General features: G+C 56.0%; 14 protein-coding genes. 6 read left to right on the top strand and 8 right to left on the bottom strand.

Annotated elements, in window-relative coordinates; all coding sequences use genetic code 11:
• Positions 1-206: 206 nt before the first annotated feature.
• The 4 genes from HCU74_RS08955 to HCU74_RS20320 all read left to right on the top strand — a co-directional run bounded on the left by HCU74_RS08955 (position 207) and on the right by HCU74_RS20320 (position 6,208).
• A complete protein-coding gene (locus tag HCU74_RS08955; RefSeq protein ID WP_168450103.1) occupies positions 207-1,088 on the top strand; it encodes an alpha/beta fold hydrolase in 882 nt (293 codons plus the stop codon).
• A 56-nt stretch (positions 1,089-1,144) separates the two neighbouring features.
• Positions 1,145-3,733, top strand: a complete 2,589-nt coding sequence (hrpB, locus tag HCU74_RS08960) for an ATP-dependent helicase HrpB (RefSeq protein WP_168450104.1) — start codon at positions 1,145-1,147, stop codon at positions 3,731-3,733.
• A gap of 141 nt (positions 3,734-3,874) precedes the next feature.
• Complete coding sequence (locus HCU74_RS08965) at positions 3,875-5,467, top strand: EAL domain-containing protein (RefSeq protein WP_210425216.1); 1,593 nt, start codon at positions 3,875-3,877, stop codon at positions 5,465-5,467.
• An 18-nt stretch (positions 5,468-5,485) separates the two neighbouring features.
• Positions 5,486-6,208: an OmpA family protein gene (locus HCU74_RS20320; RefSeq protein WP_168450105.1), complete on the top strand. Its 723-nt coding sequence runs from the start codon at positions 5,486-5,488 to the stop codon at positions 6,206-6,208.
• A 150-nt stretch (positions 6,209-6,358) separates the two neighbouring features.
• On the opposite strand, the gene fusA is transcribed toward HCU74_RS20320, so the two are convergent.
• The 6 genes from fusA to HCU74_RS09000 all read right to left on the bottom strand — a co-directional run bounded on the left by fusA (position 6,359) and on the right by HCU74_RS09000 (position 12,108).
• On the bottom strand, positions 6,359-8,446 hold the full coding sequence (gene fusA, locus HCU74_RS08975; RefSeq protein WP_168450106.1) for an elongation factor G: 2,088 nt from the start codon (positions 8,444-8,446) through the stop codon (positions 6,359-6,361).
• 227 nt (positions 8,447-8,673) lie between these two features.
• Positions 8,674-9,459, bottom strand: coding sequence for a putative porin (locus HCU74_RS08980; protein ID WP_168450107.1), 786 nt, complete (start codon positions 9,457-9,459; stop codon positions 8,674-8,676).
• Positions 9,460-9,635: 176 nt separating this feature from the next.
• Positions 9,636-10,289: a class II aldolase/adducin family protein gene (locus HCU74_RS08985; protein WP_168450108.1), complete on the bottom strand. Its 654-nt coding sequence runs from the start codon at positions 10,287-10,289 to the stop codon at positions 9,636-9,638.
• Positions 10,286-11,173: a protease HtpX gene (gene htpX, locus HCU74_RS08990; RefSeq protein WP_168450109.1), complete on the bottom strand. Its 888-nt coding sequence runs from the start codon at positions 11,171-11,173 to the stop codon at positions 10,286-10,288. Before htpX ends, HCU74_RS08985 begins: the two co-directional genes overlap by 4 nt.
• Positions 11,174-11,267: 94 nt before the next feature.
• Positions 11,268-11,567 carry a hypothetical protein gene (locus tag HCU74_RS08995; RefSeq protein WP_168450110.1) on the bottom strand — a complete coding sequence of 100 codons (300 nt, stop codon included), beginning with the start codon at positions 11,565-11,567 and terminating at the stop codon, positions 11,268-11,270.
• Between the two features lie 55 nt (positions 11,568-11,622).
• Entirely contained in the window at positions 11,623-12,108 is a 486-nt protein-coding gene (locus HCU74_RS09000; protein ID WP_168450111.1) for a DnaJ domain-containing protein, read from the bottom strand.
• A gap of 202 nt (positions 12,109-12,310) precedes the next feature.
• On the opposite strand from HCU74_RS09000, the gene HCU74_RS09005 reads away from it, so the two are divergent.
• Positions 12,311-13,288 carry a type II secretion system F family protein gene (locus HCU74_RS09005; protein ID WP_210425217.1) on the top strand — a complete coding sequence of 326 codons (978 nt, stop codon included), beginning with the start codon at positions 12,311-12,313 and terminating at the stop codon, positions 13,286-13,288.
• Here HCU74_RS09005 and HCU74_RS09010 read toward each other — a convergent pair.
• Complete coding sequence (locus tag HCU74_RS09010) at positions 13,263-13,445, bottom strand: hypothetical protein (protein WP_168450113.1); 183 nt, start codon at positions 13,443-13,445, stop codon at positions 13,263-13,265. The two genes, HCU74_RS09005 and HCU74_RS09010, sit on opposite strands and share 26 nt — an antisense overlap.
• Before the next feature lie 180 nt (positions 13,446-13,625).
• Between HCU74_RS09010 and HCU74_RS09015 the strand changes: the two genes are divergently transcribed.
• Positions 13,626-14,783, top strand: a complete 1,158-nt coding sequence (locus tag HCU74_RS09015) for a type III PLP-dependent enzyme (RefSeq protein ID WP_168450114.1) — start codon at positions 13,626-13,628, stop codon at positions 14,781-14,783.
• A gap of 143 nt (positions 14,784-14,926) precedes the next feature.
• Here the strand turns inward: HCU74_RS09015 and HCU74_RS09020 are convergent, their stop codons facing one another.
• Positions 14,927-16,606 (bottom strand): ShlB/FhaC/HecB family protein, encoded by a 1,680-nt coding sequence (locus tag HCU74_RS09020; protein WP_168450115.1) that lies wholly within the window; start codon positions 16,604-16,606, stop codon positions 14,927-14,929.
• Positions 16,607-16,610: the final 4 nt, after the last annotated feature.

Raw genomic sequence — 16,610 nt, forward strand, 5'->3', positions numbered from 1 at the left:
GCTTATTCGCTGTTACTACTTTGTTGTTACTATTTTTCTGTTAATACGCGGTGGCGCAAAACTCGGATTTTGGCGGCGGCGCGTTTCGGGGAGCACGGGAAAAGGTGTATGCTGTTGTAATCAGCGAATTTTTTGGCCTTCGGCAATGCTTGAAGGCCAGGTTTTTCCCTCAGCTGAATTTTCAGCGAATGTAAAAGGAGTGGCAGATGGCATCGGAGCTTATTGGACCGAGTTCCCATATCTATATTTCGCAGCGGTTGCGGATGCACTACGTTGACTGGGGCAACGCCGGAGCACCGCCGCTGGTGTTGATACACGGTGGTCAGGATCACTGCCGCAACTGGGACTGGATTGCCAACGAGTTGCGTCACGACTGGCATATTATCGCGCCGGACTTACGTGGCCACGGTGACAGTGCATGGTCGCCGGACGGGCACTATTCAATAGAGGCCTATGTGTGTGATATCGCCCAGCTTATCAATCAGAAAAACCTGGCTCCGGCGACGATAATCGGCCATTCCATGGGTGGTGCTATCTCCAGCCGTTACGCGTCAATTTTCCCTGAAAACGTGAAAAAGCTGGTCAGTATTGAGGGCATTATGCCGAATATCGACGATATCGCCGATATAGATCAAAGTTCATATCGACAAAAGATGCGCGAGTGGGTGGATGCTCGTCATGCGATGTCATCGCGGGTGCCACGCCGTTACGCCAAGCTGGAGGATGCCTTTCAGAGAATGCGCGATGAGAACCCCCATCTGACCATCGAGCAGGCCCGCCATTTAACCTGCCACGGTGCGAGTCAAAATGAAGATGGCACCTACAGCTGGAAGTTCGATAACTACACGCGCAAGCACAACCGCATTGAAATCAGCGAAAACGAGCTGCGGGAGGTGTTGTCGAATATCGAGTGTCCAACGATGCTGGCATGGGGCACAGAAACCTTTGTGGAAGACCCGGAAAAAAGTGGTCGCCTGGCCTATTTTCAGAATGCCATTCTCAAGCGCTATCCAGGAGCCAGTCACTGGTTGCATCACGACCAGTTGGATAATTTCCTCGCCGATGTGAAGGCGTTTATTAACGACTAGCGGTTGCTCGTGGCAAGGCAATTGCGATGGCTGCCTTGCCTGCTGTGTGAGATCTGATGTCCGAATCCCTGCCTATTTTTGCCCAGCTTCCCGCACTGCGGGAAGCCTTGCGGGCCCATCACTGTGTCGTGCTTGAGGCGCCTCCCGGCGCTGGTAAAACCACCCAGGTGCCCCTGGCGATGCTCGACGAGCCGTGGTTGGCTGGGCGCAAAATTCTGATGCTGGAGCCGAGGCGCCTCGCGGCCCGTGGCGCGGCAGAGCGCATGGCGAGTCAGCTTGGCGAGCGCGCCGGCGACACAGTGGGTTATCGTGTGCGTATGGAAAGTCGGGTGTCCTCCGCCACGCGCATAGAAGTTATCACCGAGGGTATTCTGGCGCGAATGCTCAATGATGATCCGGCCCTTTCTGAGGTCGGTTTGCTGATATTTGATGAATTTCACGAGCGTAATCTCGATGCTGACCTCGGTCTGGCCTTGACGCTCGAGGGGCAGCGTCTGTTCGGCGAATTACGCGAGGCACCGCTGAAGGTAGTGTTGATGTCGGCGACCCTCAATGGTGGGCAATTGTCGGCTTATTTAGGCGATGCTCCGCTGCTACGCAGTGAGGGGCGGCAATTCCCTGTGACCAAACACTATGTTCCGCCGCCCCGGGGCCGGGTAACGGGCCAGTCCGGCAGTCGTAGCCGCGAGGTGTTGTCGGCTATGCCCGCGCAGATCAGACGGGCGCTGGCGGATCACGAGGGTAATATTCTGGTGTTTTTACCTGGCCAGCGCGAAATCCAGCATATAGCTCGGGCCCTTCAAAGTGAGACGGCCTCGCAAAACATTGTAATAGCGCCGCTTTACGGCAGCCTTGGGCTGGACGCGCAGCGCAGGGCGATTGCTGCGCCGGAGCCGGGCTGGCGAAAAGTCGTGTTGGCAACTGATATCGCCGAGAGCAGTTTGACCATTGATGGTATCACTGTGGTAATCGACTCAGGCTTGCGCAGGCAGGCGCTGTTCGACCCCCGCAGCGGTATTGTCAGGTTGGCTGACACGGGTATTTCCACAGCTTCGGCGGAGCAGCGAGCTGGGCGGGCAGGGCGGGTCGCGCCGGGTGTGTGTTATCGCATGTGGCCCGAGGAGCAGTCGTTGGCGGATTTCGCCGAGCCGGAAATCCTCACCAGCGAGTTGTCGACAATGGTGTTGCAATGTCTTCGCTGGGGTATTGATCCTCGGGAATTGCCCTGGATAGATCCGCCACCCGCGGCCCATCTTGACCAGGCCAGGGATCTGCTGGTGTCGCTGGGGGCCCTCGTGGCCCCCGGCGATGACGGGCGCTCAGCGCCTGAATCGGGAACTGTCACCCTGACACCTCTGGGTGAAGCGATGAGTGATTTGCCGGTGGCCCCGCGACTGGCACGTTTGCTGCTCTCGGCAAAGGCCGTCGGCTGCGCCGGGCCGGCCTGTGATATTGCTGCATTGCTGTCGGAGCGGGATATTGCGTCATCTCAGACTGGGGTAGATGTGTCGGCTCGCTTACAGTTGCTGCGTGCTGGCAGTGAGCAGGACGGTCGCATCAGGCAGATACGCCGGCAGAGCCAGCAGTATGCTCGGCTATTGGATGTTGAGCGCGACGCCAAAGACAGTCGTCTGGCTATGGCGGCCGCGGCCGATCCGGCCCGGTTGGCGGTGTTGATCGCAGAGGCTTTTCCCGACCGTATTGCCCGTTGTCGGCAGACGAATGGTGTGGAATACCAGCTCAGTAATGGCCGTGCGGCGACGATAGGTGAAAATGATCCGCTGCGGGGCAATGAATTTTTGGCGGTGCTTGAATTAAGCGGTCGTGAGGGTGATAGCCGGGATGTTATACGGCTCGCCGCACCACTTGCACAGGAGGCTTTTGAGGGGCGTTTGGCACCCTTGGTGCGCCGGGAACTGAGTGCAGATTGGGACGACAGCAAAGGGCGCTTTGTCGCCCAGCAGCTGGAAAAAGTCGGCAAACTGTTGCTGAACAGCACGGCGGTGAAAAATATCGCCCCCGAGCAGCGTCAACAGGCCGTGTTCAGTCTTCTGCGCCGCCGTGGTTTGGGGGTGCTAAGCTGGCGGAATGACGACCGCCAGCTGCGCGCCCGTATTGCTCTGTTAGCGAGCTGCGCCTGTCGGCCCGGTGGTTGGCCTGATGTCGCTGACGAAGGCCTGCTAAGGGCCTGTGAGGCGCGGTTAAGCAGTTTTTTCGATGGTGTGGGTTCACTGCGTGACCTGCAAAAAGTTGAGGTGAAGCAATTGCTGCTGGGGCTGCTGAGCTGGGAGCAGCAACAGGCATTGGCCAGGGAGGCGCCGGAGGCGATTGCGGTGCCCTCGGGATCGAGAATTCGTGTTGATTACACTCAATCACCGCCGGTACTAGCGGTGAAACTCCAGGAAATGTTTGGCTGTGAAACTACGCCCTGTGTTGCCGAGGGACGCCAGCCGCTGCTGATACATCTGTTGTCGCCCGCCCGTCGCCCCTTGCAGGTGACCAGTGATCTGGCGGGGTTTTGGCGCAGTAGCTATCACGACGTTAAGAAAGATATGAAGGGGCGGTATCCCAGGCATCCCTGGCCCGATGATCCACTAGTGGCCAAGGCTACGGCCTACACTAAGCGGCGGGCGGCTGATACCTGAGCAACACAGTCTTTTTAGAGTATCCATGGACGCACTGCTACACTGATATATCAGATTTCATCTCAGGGGCGGCTGTGGTGGAGGTATGTCATAGGCTGTGCTAGTAAAAAGCAATACGTTGAGTCCTATGCAAGTAAAGTCGTGGCAGAAGGTGTTATTGTTATCATGTTTTCGCGCCGAGCAAGAATATATATTGCGTTATTTGCTGCCGCAATGACGGGGTTTGCTGCATTATTTTCATTAATTGGCTGGTATCTTTGGCATCAGTCGGTTGTTGCCGAAGAGGAGCGCTTGCAGCGTATGGCGGAGCGGCTCGGGCAGCAAGCGGAACATACCATTATTGATGCACGCGCCCTGCTTAATCAGCTAAATGAACTTTCGATCGAAGCGTGTTCGCAGCAGCATCTTGATGTCATGCAGGAGGTGGCAGTCGCGCGACCCTATGTTCGCGGGATCGGGTACTGGAGGGCCGCCGACCGGCAGTGTGGTATCGGGTTTGCTCAGAACTTTACGCCGGCTAAAGCGAGTCGTATTTACGCGTCCGGGATAGTAGCGTGGTGGCCGGGTAAAGATACCGAAATTAGTGGCGTGCCCTTGTTTTTAATGCGTTACGGCCGCCATGACGTGGTGATTGACCCGCGCCTGCTAATGGATCGCAGTTTACTGGAGAATCGCGAGGCAGGCCTTTGGGTCGAGCACTTGTTGATGGTGACTACCCCTCGCGATGCTGTGTTACCAGCCCCCTCAGGGTTGAAATCCGGTCTTACCATCGATAGTGCCGAGCAGCGAGTTATTGCAAGATTTTCCTTAGGCACGATTTTCCCCATAGATGTTGTGGTCGTTCAGCCGATGCGAGATTTTTGGCAAAACTATCTGCCGTCGATACTCACCGCGGGTGTGTTCGGTTTGTTGGTTATCGGTCTGTGTATGTTTGGCCTAATGCAGTTTTCCCGCCGTAAGCTCAGCCTCGCTTCTGAGTTGAAAGAGGCGATAGTGGGCGGTGAAATCAAAGCGAGTTATCAACCTATAGTGGATCTTCACACCGGTCGATGTGTGGGAGCTGAGTCGCTGGCTCGTTGGACGAGATACAATGGCGAGGTGGTTGGTCCCGACGTTTTCGTGCCGCTTGCGGAAGAGTCTGGTTTGCTTACGGGCTTGACCACGGCAATGTTGACGGAAATTGTCAGCGAGCTGGGCGGGCTGCTTCGTGAAAATCCTGACTTGAGTATTAACCTGAATATATCTGCCCAGGACATCGAGAGCGAAGAGTTTTCTGACGTCTTGTCTAAAACTCTACTGGACTCAGGTGTTCACCCAAAGTCGATTAAACTGGAAATTACGGAGCGAGCGCTGGTAGACAGTGATGAAGCACGGGGCCGTATAAGCCGATTTCGTCAAAGGGGGCATGCAATTGCGATAGACGATTTTGGTACCGGATATTCCAGCTTGTCTTATTTGGAAAGTTTTGAAATTGACGCATTAAAAATTGATAAGGTCTTTGTAGACGCAATTGAGACCCACGCTGTCACGAGTAACGTTATCCCACACGTGATAGATATGGCCAAATCGCTGGAACTCGACATTATTGCAGAAGGCATTGAATCACGGCACCAGGCTGATTGGTTGAGCGCTCAGGGGGTCAATTTGGGACAGGGCTACTTATTTGCAAAACCGCTGTATGCCGATGAATTTATTAAATTTTATCTTGTAGATGGGAAGCGGAAGGGGGGTTGATTGGACAAGGGGGGAGGAGTGCGTCGTATTTTCAGAAGGTCGCTGGTTGTGCGTGCGGGCACGCTGCTGGGGGTTGTCGCCATTGGCGGGTGTTCCGTGTTCGGTGGGAATGGCGATGAGGGTCGACTACTCGAGCCACAGTTAAAGGAGGTAGCTTCACAACCAGCAAGTGAACGCGCCATGGTGCCGTCTATTGCGGTGGTGTCCAATGAGGAACAGAGAGGTCGTTATTTAAGACAGTTGGCGCGGGGTTACGCAGCCCCATTGAATCGCGAAAATGTCGGATATTATATGGATGTGCAGTTCGCGATGCTTCAGCAGAAGCTGAGTGGACAGGATGTGCACATTAGTCGAGGCGCAAATGAAATACACATTGTTTTGCCTGGCACACCCACTTTTAGCACAGGTAGTGACCGTATAGATCCGCAGGCGATGTCAGTGTTGTCGGTTATCTCAGAAGTGCTCGCTGAATACAATAAAACGCTGGTGACTGTGCTCGGGCATACCGACGCCAGTGGTGATGAGTTATATAACAAGGTACTTGCCCATCGTCGAGCTGGCGCGGTAGGGCGCTATTTGACTGAGCATAATGTCGGGATTGAGCGGTTGTTGCTGATGAGTCTTGGTTCTGCACAGCCGATAGCAAGCAACGACAGTGCCGAGGGTCGGGCGAAAAATCGTCGGGTAGAGCTTGTTTTGCACCCTATTCTAGCCGACTCGGAGACAGTTAGTCGTGAGTAATCCAGTTGGCCCTTCTATGTGTCGCCGACGGTATTGCCGATCAAGGTGAATTTGATGTGGATTGGCGTTCCGTTGGAAACATCCAGAGAACCCTTAACGAAAAAAGCCCCGGCAGCTTGCGCTGGCGGGGCTTGATTAACACCGGGCCAATTACTTGGCGGCGGCTTTCTTTTCTTTCTCTTTGGCGATGACTGCCTCGGCAACGTTGGCAGGGCACGGTGCGTAGTGGGAGAACTCCATGGAGAACTGGCCACGACCAGAGGTCATTGTACGCAGGGTGCTGATGTAGCCGAACATTTCTGACAGCGGAACGTCTGCCTTGACGCGAACGCCGGTCGCATTGGGTTCCTGACCGGAGATCATGCCACGGCGGCGGTTCAGGTCGCCGATAACATCACCCACGTGATCTTCGGGGCTGTACACGTCTACCTTCATCATTGGCTCAAGCAGCTGTGGGCCAGCTTTCGGCATAGACTGACGGAATGCACCTTTGGCGGCGATTTCGAAGGCTACGGCCGAGGAGTCAACGGCGTGGAAGCCACCGTCGAACAGGTTGATAACAACGTCCAGTACCGGGAATCCAGCCAGCGGGCCAGTACCCATCATTGAGCGGAAGCCCTTCTCGATAGCCGGGAAGAATTCCTTGGGAACGTTACCGCCGACAACCGTTGAGGTGAAGGTGAAGCCTGAGTTAGGCTCGCCGGGCTCAATGGTGTAGTCGATCTTACCGAACTGACCGGAACCACCAGACTGCTTCTTGTGGGTGTAGCTGTCTTCGATTTTCTTGGTGATGGTTTCGCGATAGGCCACCTGAGGCTGGCCGACCACCAGGTCAACACCGTAGGTACGACGCAGAATGTCGACTTTGATGTCGAGGTGGAGTTCGCCCATGCCCTTGAGGATGGTTTCACCGGAATCTTCGTCGGTTTCGACGCGGAAGGTCGGGTCTTCGGCAACCATTTTGCCAATAGCGATACCCATTTTCTCGGTTGAACCCTTGTCTTTAGGGGTAACAGAGATAGAGATAACTGGCTCGGGGAAGACCATGGCTTCCAGCGTACAGGGGTGGTTCGGGTCACACAGGGTGTGGCCGGTCTGTACGTTCTTCATACCAACGATGGCGATAATGTCGCCGGCGTGGGCATTGCTCAGCTCGTTGCGCTCGTCAGCCTGCATTTCCACCATTCGGCCGACACGCTCTGTCTTGCCAGTGAAGGAGTTGTAAATCGTGTCGCCTTTCTTGATTTTGCCCGAGTAAACTCGAACGAAGGTCAGGGCGCCGAAACGGTCGTCCATGATTTTGAAGGCCAGTGCGCGGAAGGGCTCATCGGGAGAAACGATCGCGTATTCGCCGTTGGGGTTGCCCTCTTCGTCGGTCAGTGGTTGCGGGTTAACTTCGGTGGGCGACGGCAGATAGTCGACAACGGCGTCCAGCAACAACTGCATGCCTTTGTTTTTAAAGGCAGAACCACAGTAAGTCGGGAAGAAGGCCAGCTCCAGAGTACCTTTGCGGATGCAGCGTTTGATGTCGTCGATAGAGGGCTCTTCGCCTTCCATGTAGGCCATCATCAGGTCGTCGTCCATTTCTACCGCGGTTTCAATCAACTGCTCGCGGTACATGGCAACTTCGTCCGCCATGTCGGCGGGCACGTCGGTTACGCTGTAGTTTTCAGGTTGTCCGGTTTCATCCCAGATGTAAGCCTGATTGCTCAGCAGGTCGACAACGCCCTTGAACTCGTCTTCGCGGCCGATGGGCAGCGTCATGATGAGGGGGTTGGCGCCCAGTACTTTCTTGACCTGCTCGGTAACGCGCAGGAAGTCTGCGCCGACGCGGTCAAGTTTGTTAACAAAGATCAGACGAGATACTTTGGATTCGTTCGCGTAGCGCCAGTTGGTCTCTGACTGGGGCTCAACACCACCGGAGCCACAGAATACGCCGATACCGCCGTCAAGAACTTTCAATGAGCGGTAAACTTCTACTGTAAAGTCAACGTGTCCAGGGGTGTCGATAACGTTAAGGCGGTGACCTTTCCATTCACAGGTAACAGCAGCGGACTGGATGGTAATACCACGCTCAGCTTCCTGTTCCATGAAGTCTGTGGTTGATTCACCTTCGTGAACCTCACCAAGCTTGTGGATTTTACCCGTAAGCTTGAGTACGCGCTCAGTGGTGGTGGTTTTTCCGGCATCAACGTGGGCGAAAATACCGATGTTTCGGTAGAAGGATAGATCAGTCATAGCGCTCTCTAATAAACTGGGTAAAAAATAGGCCGCTACTATAAAGGAAGACGAGCAAATTTTCTCGTAGAAAAAGAAGTATCGGACAATTCTTGTTGGTTTTTTTCAGCAATTTGCCGAAAACCGGCCCATTCTATTTATCTTCGGTCGCTTATGCGACCCTCTGGACGGCCTTTATGCACAAAAAAGGGCCGCAATGGCGGCCCCGGGTGCTACAGAGGTTTGGGTTAGAAGCGCAATGAGGCGCCGATCAGTACCCCTTCCGTTTCTAAAACCGCGTCCTGGTCAAAGTAGGCCGCTACCAGTTGCAGATTGGGTTGCGGGAAGTAGCTGAGGTCGAGGGTGACGGTGTCCGAGTCGATATCGCCAACTTCTTCAAGCTCCGCTGACAGGCCGATACCAAATGCGGGGTTGAAATAGTAGGTGCCGCCCACGCCGATAGCGTGACCGTTGTCGCTGTCGCCGTCGATATAGGCCAGAGACAGGTCGTAGGCAAAGCTGGCGCCCTGCATCAGTGAATTGACCCCGTGGAAGTCTACGCCCAGACGATCTTCGTCAACACTGTCGTCATCGCTGGTTTGGTAGGACACAACCACATCGGCATTGGGGGTGAGATAAGTACCGGCGCCAATTCGCACGCTATCGGACTCTTCGTCGCCGTATTCCGTTGTGGAGTAGCCGGCTTCCAGAATGACGTTTTGCGCGGTGACAGCGCGGCCGCCAAAGCTGAAGGTGTCGAGGTCGTCGGCGTTGTCAAAATCCGGTTCAATGCTGGTAAAGCCAAAATTGATTGAGCTGCTGCGACTGAGGAAGGCTGCCTCGGCGAGTGGACCTTTGCTGGTATCCACCGGAGCGAAGTGAAGTGCGCCGAGTACTCCGAACGTGTCGAAATCAACCTCGTTATTACCCTGGCTGATATCCCCCTGACCGACAAAAGCGCCTGCCTCGAACTGGTAGTCAGCGTGAGCGAAGGCCGCGCCGAATAGAGCAATGGCAAGTACGGATTTTTTCATGGTATTCCCCAAAGAGTATTTACAGAACTGGGTTTATGGTGACGATGCGTCGTTACGCGATTGCGCTCTGTATTGGTGCGCTTTGTGTGCTGAAACGGTGCATCGAGTAGAGCGTAGCACTGGAGTATGACTACGCAGGTGGGGGTAAAAGTATTTTTTGGCGGAATGTGAGGTGGTTAAAGTCTTTGGCCATAGCCACGGAACTTTTCGAAAACCGCCATCATCTGTTCTCGATCCAGGAGTTCCGGTTCTCCGCCTTGCCGGGCCAGCAGGTACATTCGGGCGAGGGATTCGACTTCTGCCGCCAGTGCCAATGCGCGCTGTGGGGTGTCGCCCACACTGATCTGGCCGTGATTTGCCATTAGACAAGCCGTGCGATCAGTCAGCGCAAGCGCGACCTGTTCGGCGAGCTGTTCAGTGCCAAACAGCGCGTAGTCGCAGCAGGGGATGGAGTCGCCGCCGGCAATGCTCACCATATAATGAAAGGCGGGTATTGGTAGATGTTTGCAGGCCAGTGCCGTTGCAAAGGGAGAGTGGCAGTGGACAATGGCCTGGGTGGCGGGGCGGCACTGGTACAGCCGCAGGTGCATCAGCCATTCGCTGGACGGGCGCAAAGAGCCGGTATATAGAGGGGCGTCTGTGCTGTCGCCCTCGACAAAAACAAAGTCGTCGGCTGTGGCCGAGGCGGCCTTGAGGCCGCTGGCGCTGACTAGCATGCCATCGCACCAGCGCGCGGAGATGTTGCCGCTGGCGCCTGGGCTCAGGTCGCCAGCGGCCATTTCACGCAGACACTGCGCCAAGCTCTGGCGCAGTGGGCCCTCGTCGTTCATGCGCCTTTGCGCAGGGCCTGAATGCGATCTTCCAACGGCGGGTGGGAGCTGAATAGCGCGCCGAAGTCCCGTTTGCTGCCGGTGCGAATGCCGAAGGCGGTGAGCTCATCGGGCATGTCGGCAGGCAGCCCCTGCTGGCGTTGCAGGGCGCGCAGGGCCGAGATCATATCCTCGCGGTTGGCCAGGGTGGCGCCGGCCTCGTCGGCACGGAATTCCCGCCAGCGTGAGAACTTCATCACGATCATCGAGGCGAGCAGGCCCAGTACCATTTCGGCGACAAAGGTGACGATATAGAAGCCGATGCCGTGGCCGCGCTCGGTTTTGAATACGACCCGATCAACGGTGTGGCCAATAATCCGCGCAAAGAACATGACGAAGGTGTTCACTACGCCCTGAATCAAGCTGAGGGTAATCATATCGCCGTTAGCGACATGGCCGATCTCGTGGGCGAGAACTGCGCGGACTTCTTTTGGGTTCATCTGTTGCAGCAGCCCCTCCGACACAGCCACCAGTGCCGCGTTACGGTTCCAGCCGGTAGCGAAGGCGTTGGCGGCAGGCGAGGGGAAAATACCCACTTCCGGCATACTGATGCCGGCTTTCTGGGCTAGCTCCGCCACGGTTTCCATTAACCAACGTTCCTGCTGGTTGCGGGGTTGGGTGATGATCTCGGTGCGGGTGGAGCGTTTGGCCATCCATTTGGAGATAAACAGCGACACCAGCGAGCCGCTCATGCCAAATACGGCGCAGAAAATAAGCAGGGACCTCAGGTCGAGATCGACGCCATTGGCAGACATATAACTGCTTACGCCAAGCAGGCTGAGGGTGATACTGGCCACCGCGATTACAGCCAGGTTGGTGGCAAGAAACAGCAGAATGCGCATCATGGGTACAGGTTTCCTATTGGGTTGTAATAACGATTAAGTAATGGGGGCGTCGGCGGCGGTTTCAAGTGGGCTGCTGCACGCTCAGGCGCTTGGTTCATTCGTCTGTGGTTGGCTCTGTCAGGGTTTGCTCTGGCCCCTCGTGCTCTGCTGGCGTGGCGACCGCGTCGTTGTGGCGGCAGATTTCTACCTGTGGCTGATTCTGCTCATCGGTTTCGCAGGGGGTCGCCACGGCGCGGAGCATAATATCCTTGCTGCTTTGCTCAAAGATGACATTTACCGCTTCGTCGTAGTGGGCGGTGCGATACAGGGCGCGCCGGTCGCTGCCGTCTGTCCACTCGAACTGTTTGCTCAGATATTGTCCGTGTTGGTTTTGTACTACAAATACGTTTGGCATGGTTCTGTTGTGTAATGTTGTTGAAGTGAATGTTTCGATGGACGCGGTGGCCCGCCTAGCCGACCGACTTTAGCAGCAGCTCCTTTGCTGCATTGATCTGGCTGGCGAGATAGTCGTTCCCGCCTCGGTCGGGGTGAAGTTTTTGCATGAGAGAGCGGTGGGCCTGAATGATGTCGCTTTCGCTGGCATCGGCACTGACACCCAGTATGGAGCGGGCCTGGGCGAGATCCATGTCCATTGATGGCGGCGGGCGCTTGCCTTGCCCGGTGCTGCCGCTTTCCGAACGCTCGCCGGGGCTGAGCTTGTTGTAGATATGGTGCATGACAAATTGGCGAACAAAGGGCATGGCGCCACCGATGATGCCCGCCAGCCAGTGGACGCGGCCGGTGATGGAAAGCAGCACCAATGCCGCCGCTGCACTACTGATCACCAGGGTCAGGTAATAGGAGCGGCGCTGTTCCGGGGGCTGGGAGCGAACATATTTGATAAATCGGAACAGGGCATAAATAACGGCTCCGGCAATGGCCAGCTTAATAATCATCCGGTTTTCCAGTTTGTTGGCAAAGTATCAATGCTTCGAAGCGAGCCGCGAACCGGCTCTCAGCCCGAAGCATTTAAGCTGTGCTAGAGTATAGGGCATTGTCGGCTCTGGCCACACCGTTTGCTGTAGCCGAAGCAACCTCCACCTTCCGCTTGCGGCCACCTATACCCGTTTGGCGTGCAGATAGCCAGTTTGGATCGTTATGTCCCCCCTTAGTACAGTTCTTCCTTCTGATTCGCCGCATTCGGCCACGACGCCCGAGCAGCGCTTTGTGTTGTTTCAGTCGTTGTATGAAGCCAGTCAGTCTGACGATAACAATTGGCAGCAGTTGGTTGCCCTGTTAAGCAAAGGGGCGCAGGCCGCCCAGCGGGCTCAGTTGGAGGACGTGGCCGAGCAGTTCAGCAGCGGCCAGCAAATTGTGCTCGATGAGCTGCGTGACGGTGGTGTTTTTCGCGAATGGGAGCTGGGGTTTTTACAGCTGGGGCTGGCGGTGGGTAATCTGGCGAATGTGTATCAGCGGCTGGCCGAGCACTACCGTATGTTTGCGGAATTTCGTCGTCGCCTGCGCGACAATGCGGTATTTCCTTTTGCATTACTGCTGCTGTTTGCCCTGGGCACACCGCTGGCCTTGTGGGCGCTGGGTGAAATCAGTGTGTTGCAGGCAATGGCTGCAGCGGGGCTGGGCTTGCTGCCGTTGGGTGTGGCGGCGGCAGTGGCGTGTATATTGCCAAGAGCGCCGGGGCTGGCGCGACGTATCAGCCGGAGCTTGTACCGCCTGCCTGGTATCGGTGCGGCATTGGCGCAATACCAGAGTTATCATTTTGTGAATAATCTGGCGGCGTGTCTGGGGGCGGGTTTTCAGTTGCCGCAGGCATTGAAGCAGTCGGCGCGCCGGATGCCGGATACCCCGGTAAAGGGGCAGTTTAGCGGCCTGGCCAGGCAGGTCGAGCAAGGGCAGCGTTTTTCACAGGCCTTGTTGGACAGTGGTATTCTCAAGGGAGTGGAGTTGCCAATGATGGCGGCGGGAGCTGACGCCCGTCAGGTGCCAGGGCAGTTAAGTCTGGCGATCCATCGGGCGTGCGAACAGCAGCTTCAATTTTGGGCGGCATCGCTGCCGTACCTGCTGCTAGGGCTGTTGCCCTATGTGTTGGTGGTTAATGCCTGGTTTCTTTTACGGTGAGGCCTTCCAGCTCTTCGAGGTAGTGGCGGCGTCCCGATAGTTCCTGTTCGATGGCAAAACGTTGTGAGGAGTTCTGCCATTCGGCGTTTTTCAGGATTTCCCAAAGTTTACGGCTACACAGGTTTTTTACGTTTATTTCGGTCGTTTGTTTATTCATTTCTAACTCCTTGCGCTTTCTGCGCCTTACATCCTTTGTACATCTCTTAGTGGTCGGACTATCCTTGCCGACGATTATTGGCCAACGTTGATTGCAGGCTGATGACAGTGAGGCAAATTGTTGTGGTTTGCGCTAGACTGCCCGCTTTTTTGGCCTTGGCTCAAATGAGGCGACCAATTTATGCACCAGACACTGCTTACTGCTGACGCGTGGCAGCGAATATTGGCTTTTTCTGCCAATAAGCCCACGCCTTGTCTTATTCTGGACCTGGACTTACTGCGTGAAAAATACCGCGAGCTAACTACTGCCTTCCCATACGCTAGCGTGTATTACGCAGTAAAAGCAAATCCAGATGTCGCTGTTCTCCAATGCTTGAACCAACTTGGTGCCAATTTTGACATCGCGTCGGTGTTCGAATTGGACAAACTATTGGCGCTGAATATCCCCGCAGAGCGCATGAGCTATGGCAATACCATTAAAAAAGCCCGAGATATAGCCTACGCCTATGAACAGGGTATTCGCCTGTTTGCCAGCGACTGTGAATCAGACATAAGAAAATTAGCAAAGTTCGCGCCAGGTAGCCGGGTTTACGTGCGGGTGCTCACCGAAGGTTCTGATACCGCCGATTGGCCCTTGTCGCGGAAGTTCGGTTGCCAGCGGGACATGGCCATTGAGTTGATACTGCTGGCTCGGGATCTGGGTCTGAAGCCCTGGGGGATTTCCTTCCACGTGGGTTCACAGCAGCGCGACATCAGCAGCTGGGATGCGGCGTTGGCCAAGGTGCGATTTATCTTCGATCAGCTGGCGGGCGAAGGCGTGCAGCTGGAAATGGTCAACATGGGCGGTGGCATGCCGGCCACCTACAAAAGTCGTCGCCACGACATCGATGAGTATGGCGCTGCCATCAGCCGCTTTATCGAGGAGGATTTTGGCGGCTCTCCCCCGCACATCATTATTGAACCCGGTCGTTCGCTGGTGGCTGAGGCGGGGGTGCTGGTGTCTGAGGTGGTGCAGATTTCGACAAAATCACAGGATTCCCACGATCGCTGGGTTTATCTGGACGTCGGCCTGTTTGGCGGATTGATTGAAGCTGTGGGAGAGGCGATTCAATATCCCCTTGCGTGGGAGGGCTGTGGTGAAACCCTCGACGAGGTGATTCTGGCCGGGCCAACCTGCGACAGCATGGATATTCTCTATGAAGACCATCGCTACAGTTTGCCGGTAGACCTGGAGGAGGGCGATCGTCTGTACTGGCTCTCGACCGGAGCCTACACCACGAGTTACAGCTCGGTGGAATTTAACGGTATTCCCCCGCTGAAAAGCTATATTCTGGAGTAATCCCGGGCGCCGGGCTCGGGCGCCGGCCTGAGCGCCAGGGTTAAGGTCTGTACACGCCGTGAATCATTCCTTTTGCCACCAGCCACCGGATTGCCGCTGTACAGCGGCATTCGACGGCGCTGGCAGTCACTGGCGGTCAGTCACTAGAAGGTCAGGCGGACTCGCCAGTAAAATTTAACTTCAAGGTTTTCCAGTTGCTGGGGATCGGCAACATCGTCGTATACCGGTAGCGCCGTGGCGATTTCACTGAGGAAGTTTTTGCCGTGGGTGACGCTCAGTTTCAGTCCGGCGTCGGCCACGCTTTGGGCATCGCCGAGGTCGGAGCGGGTGTTATTGAACCAGGCACTGCCGTATTCCAAAAATGCCGTTGGGCTGAAGCGCAGACCTGCGCCGTCGAAGCCGGTTTCAATGCTCAAGGTCGCCAGGTAGCCCAGGTCGCCCAGTAGTGCGCCGGGGAGGTAGGCGCTGAGCCCATCCATGCCGCCGAGTACAAACTGTTGTTGCTGGGGAAGTTGCTCGTCGGCGAACTGGCCGCGCACCTTGGCGGTCGCCGTGAATTCCGGCGTGATGCGCTGTTGATAGGTTACGCTGGGTAACAGGGCAAAAAATTCCGCATTGCGGGCCTGGGCAACCACATCGGGGGCCAGGGCCGGGTCACTGAACTGGCTCAGATAATTGTCGTAGTCGTCGAGGGTGCCGCCATCGCCAAAGCCCGCTCGCAGTTTCAGCTCGGCGGTCAGGCGCGCCGCGTCGCGCTCCTCAGACTGATACCAGGTCTGGATATATTTGCCGCCGAGTTCACCCACATAGTAATTCTCGTCAAGAATGACTTCGCCGGTATCGTTGCGCTCCAGGGTAGAGTCAACGTATTCGATACGCTCATTGAGGGTGATGCGCTTCCACGGGCTGCTGTACAGCACTTGCTCACCACGGAGGCTGGCCTGAAGGATCTCGGCTTCCAGCTCTACGGTTTGTGAGGTGGTTTGTGCCGGGGTGCACAACGGGGGTAGTGGCAGGGGGAGCGGAAGGTCGATACAGGTAGCGGGTGTGGAGCTGTCTACCCGAGGTTCGCGCTGGTAATCCGTGTAAGTAATGTCAAAACCATACAGGCCGCTGGTAAAAGGGTGGTCGATGTTGAAGGTGTATTGGTTCAGCTCTGTGCCATCCCGGGACTCGCCCAGTTCAGTGAAGGCCGTTTGATAGGCAAGTTGTGCCTGGGTGCCGTTGTCGAACTGGTGCTTGACGCCCGCCAGACCGAAATAGCGGCCGAGAAAACGACTGCCCTTGTTGTTGGCCTCGAGAATCAGGTCTGTACCGTCGTGATCGGTGGCGTCACTGCGAGTGAAGATCATATTCACGGCGTCAGCGCCCTGATCTTCATAACTGATGGAGTAGGTGTCGCCTGCGCGCTCGGCACGTAGATCAGCGAGTACATGTGCGGTGTGGAATTCGTCGATTTTCAGGTCGCTGTCGTTTTCGATGCCGCTGAAGTAGGGGGTGATGTCCGGATCGCCGGCGACCTGCTTGAGGGTTTTCTGGCTGACCAGAATCGCAACGGCGTCGACCATGCGCGCGTAGTTCACCTGTACCAACAGGTGGCCGTCGGTGTAATAGCGTTTGGCGAGGTTGACCACCGCCTCTGCGGGTGTTTTCGAGGCGGTAAGTACCTCGCGCAATTCAGCGTCGCTGAGGTATTGATTGCCATAGACTTTAACGGCAACACCGTTAATTTGCGTTTCAATGGCGCGACTGGCGCGAATGGATTGGATCTCTGCGGCGCTGGCACTCTTTGGTGGCATTACCGGTGGCAGATCAATTGCCATATTT

Origin of the sequence: Spongiibacter thalassae (genome assembly GCF_012272835.1) — a bacterium.
Lineage (GTDB): Bacteria > Pseudomonadota > Gammaproteobacteria > Pseudomonadales > Spongiibacteraceae > Spongiibacter > Spongiibacter thalassae.

Excerpts from the sequence above, each read along its gene's own strand:
- HCU74_RS08955 (WP_168450103.1), top strand. The coding sequence starts at position 207 with ATGGCATCGGAGCTTATTGGACCGAGTTCCCATATCTATATTTCGCAG.
- hrpB (WP_168450104.1), top strand. The coding sequence starts at position 1,145 with ATGTCCGAATCCCTGCCTATTTTTGCCCAGCTTCCCGCACTGCGGGAA.
- fusA (WP_168450106.1), bottom strand. The coding sequence starts at position 8,446 with ATGACTGATCTATCCTTCTACCGAAACATCGGTATTTTCGCCCACGTT.
- HCU74_RS08980 (WP_168450107.1), bottom strand. The coding sequence starts at position 9,459 with ATGAAAAAATCCGTACTTGCCATTGCTCTATTCGGCGCGGCCTTCGCT.
- HCU74_RS08985 (WP_168450108.1), bottom strand. The coding sequence starts at position 10,289 with ATGAACGACGAGGGCCCACTGCGCCAGAGCTTGGCGCAGTGTCTGCGT.
- htpX (WP_168450109.1), bottom strand. The coding sequence starts at position 11,173 with ATGATGCGCATTCTGCTGTTTCTTGCCACCAACCTGGCTGTAATCGCG.
- HCU74_RS08995 (WP_168450110.1), bottom strand. The coding sequence starts at position 11,567 with ATGCCAAACGTATTTGTAGTACAAAACCAACACGGACAATATCTGAGC.
- HCU74_RS09000 (WP_168450111.1), bottom strand. The coding sequence starts at position 12,108 with ATGATTATTAAGCTGGCCATTGCCGGAGCCGTTATTTATGCCCTGTTC.
- HCU74_RS09005 (WP_210425217.1), top strand. The coding sequence starts at position 12,311 with ATGTCCCCCCTTAGTACAGTTCTTCCTTCTGATTCGCCGCATTCGGCC.
- HCU74_RS09010 (WP_168450113.1), bottom strand. The coding sequence starts at position 13,445 with ATGAATAAACAAACGACCGAAATAAACGTAAAAAACCTGTGTAGCCGT.
- HCU74_RS09015 (WP_168450114.1), top strand. The coding sequence starts at position 13,626 with ATGCACCAGACACTGCTTACTGCTGACGCGTGGCAGCGAATATTGGCT.
- HCU74_RS09020 (WP_168450115.1), bottom strand. The coding sequence starts at position 16,606 with ATGGCAATTGATCTGCCACCGGTAATGCCACCAAAGAGTGCCAGCGCC.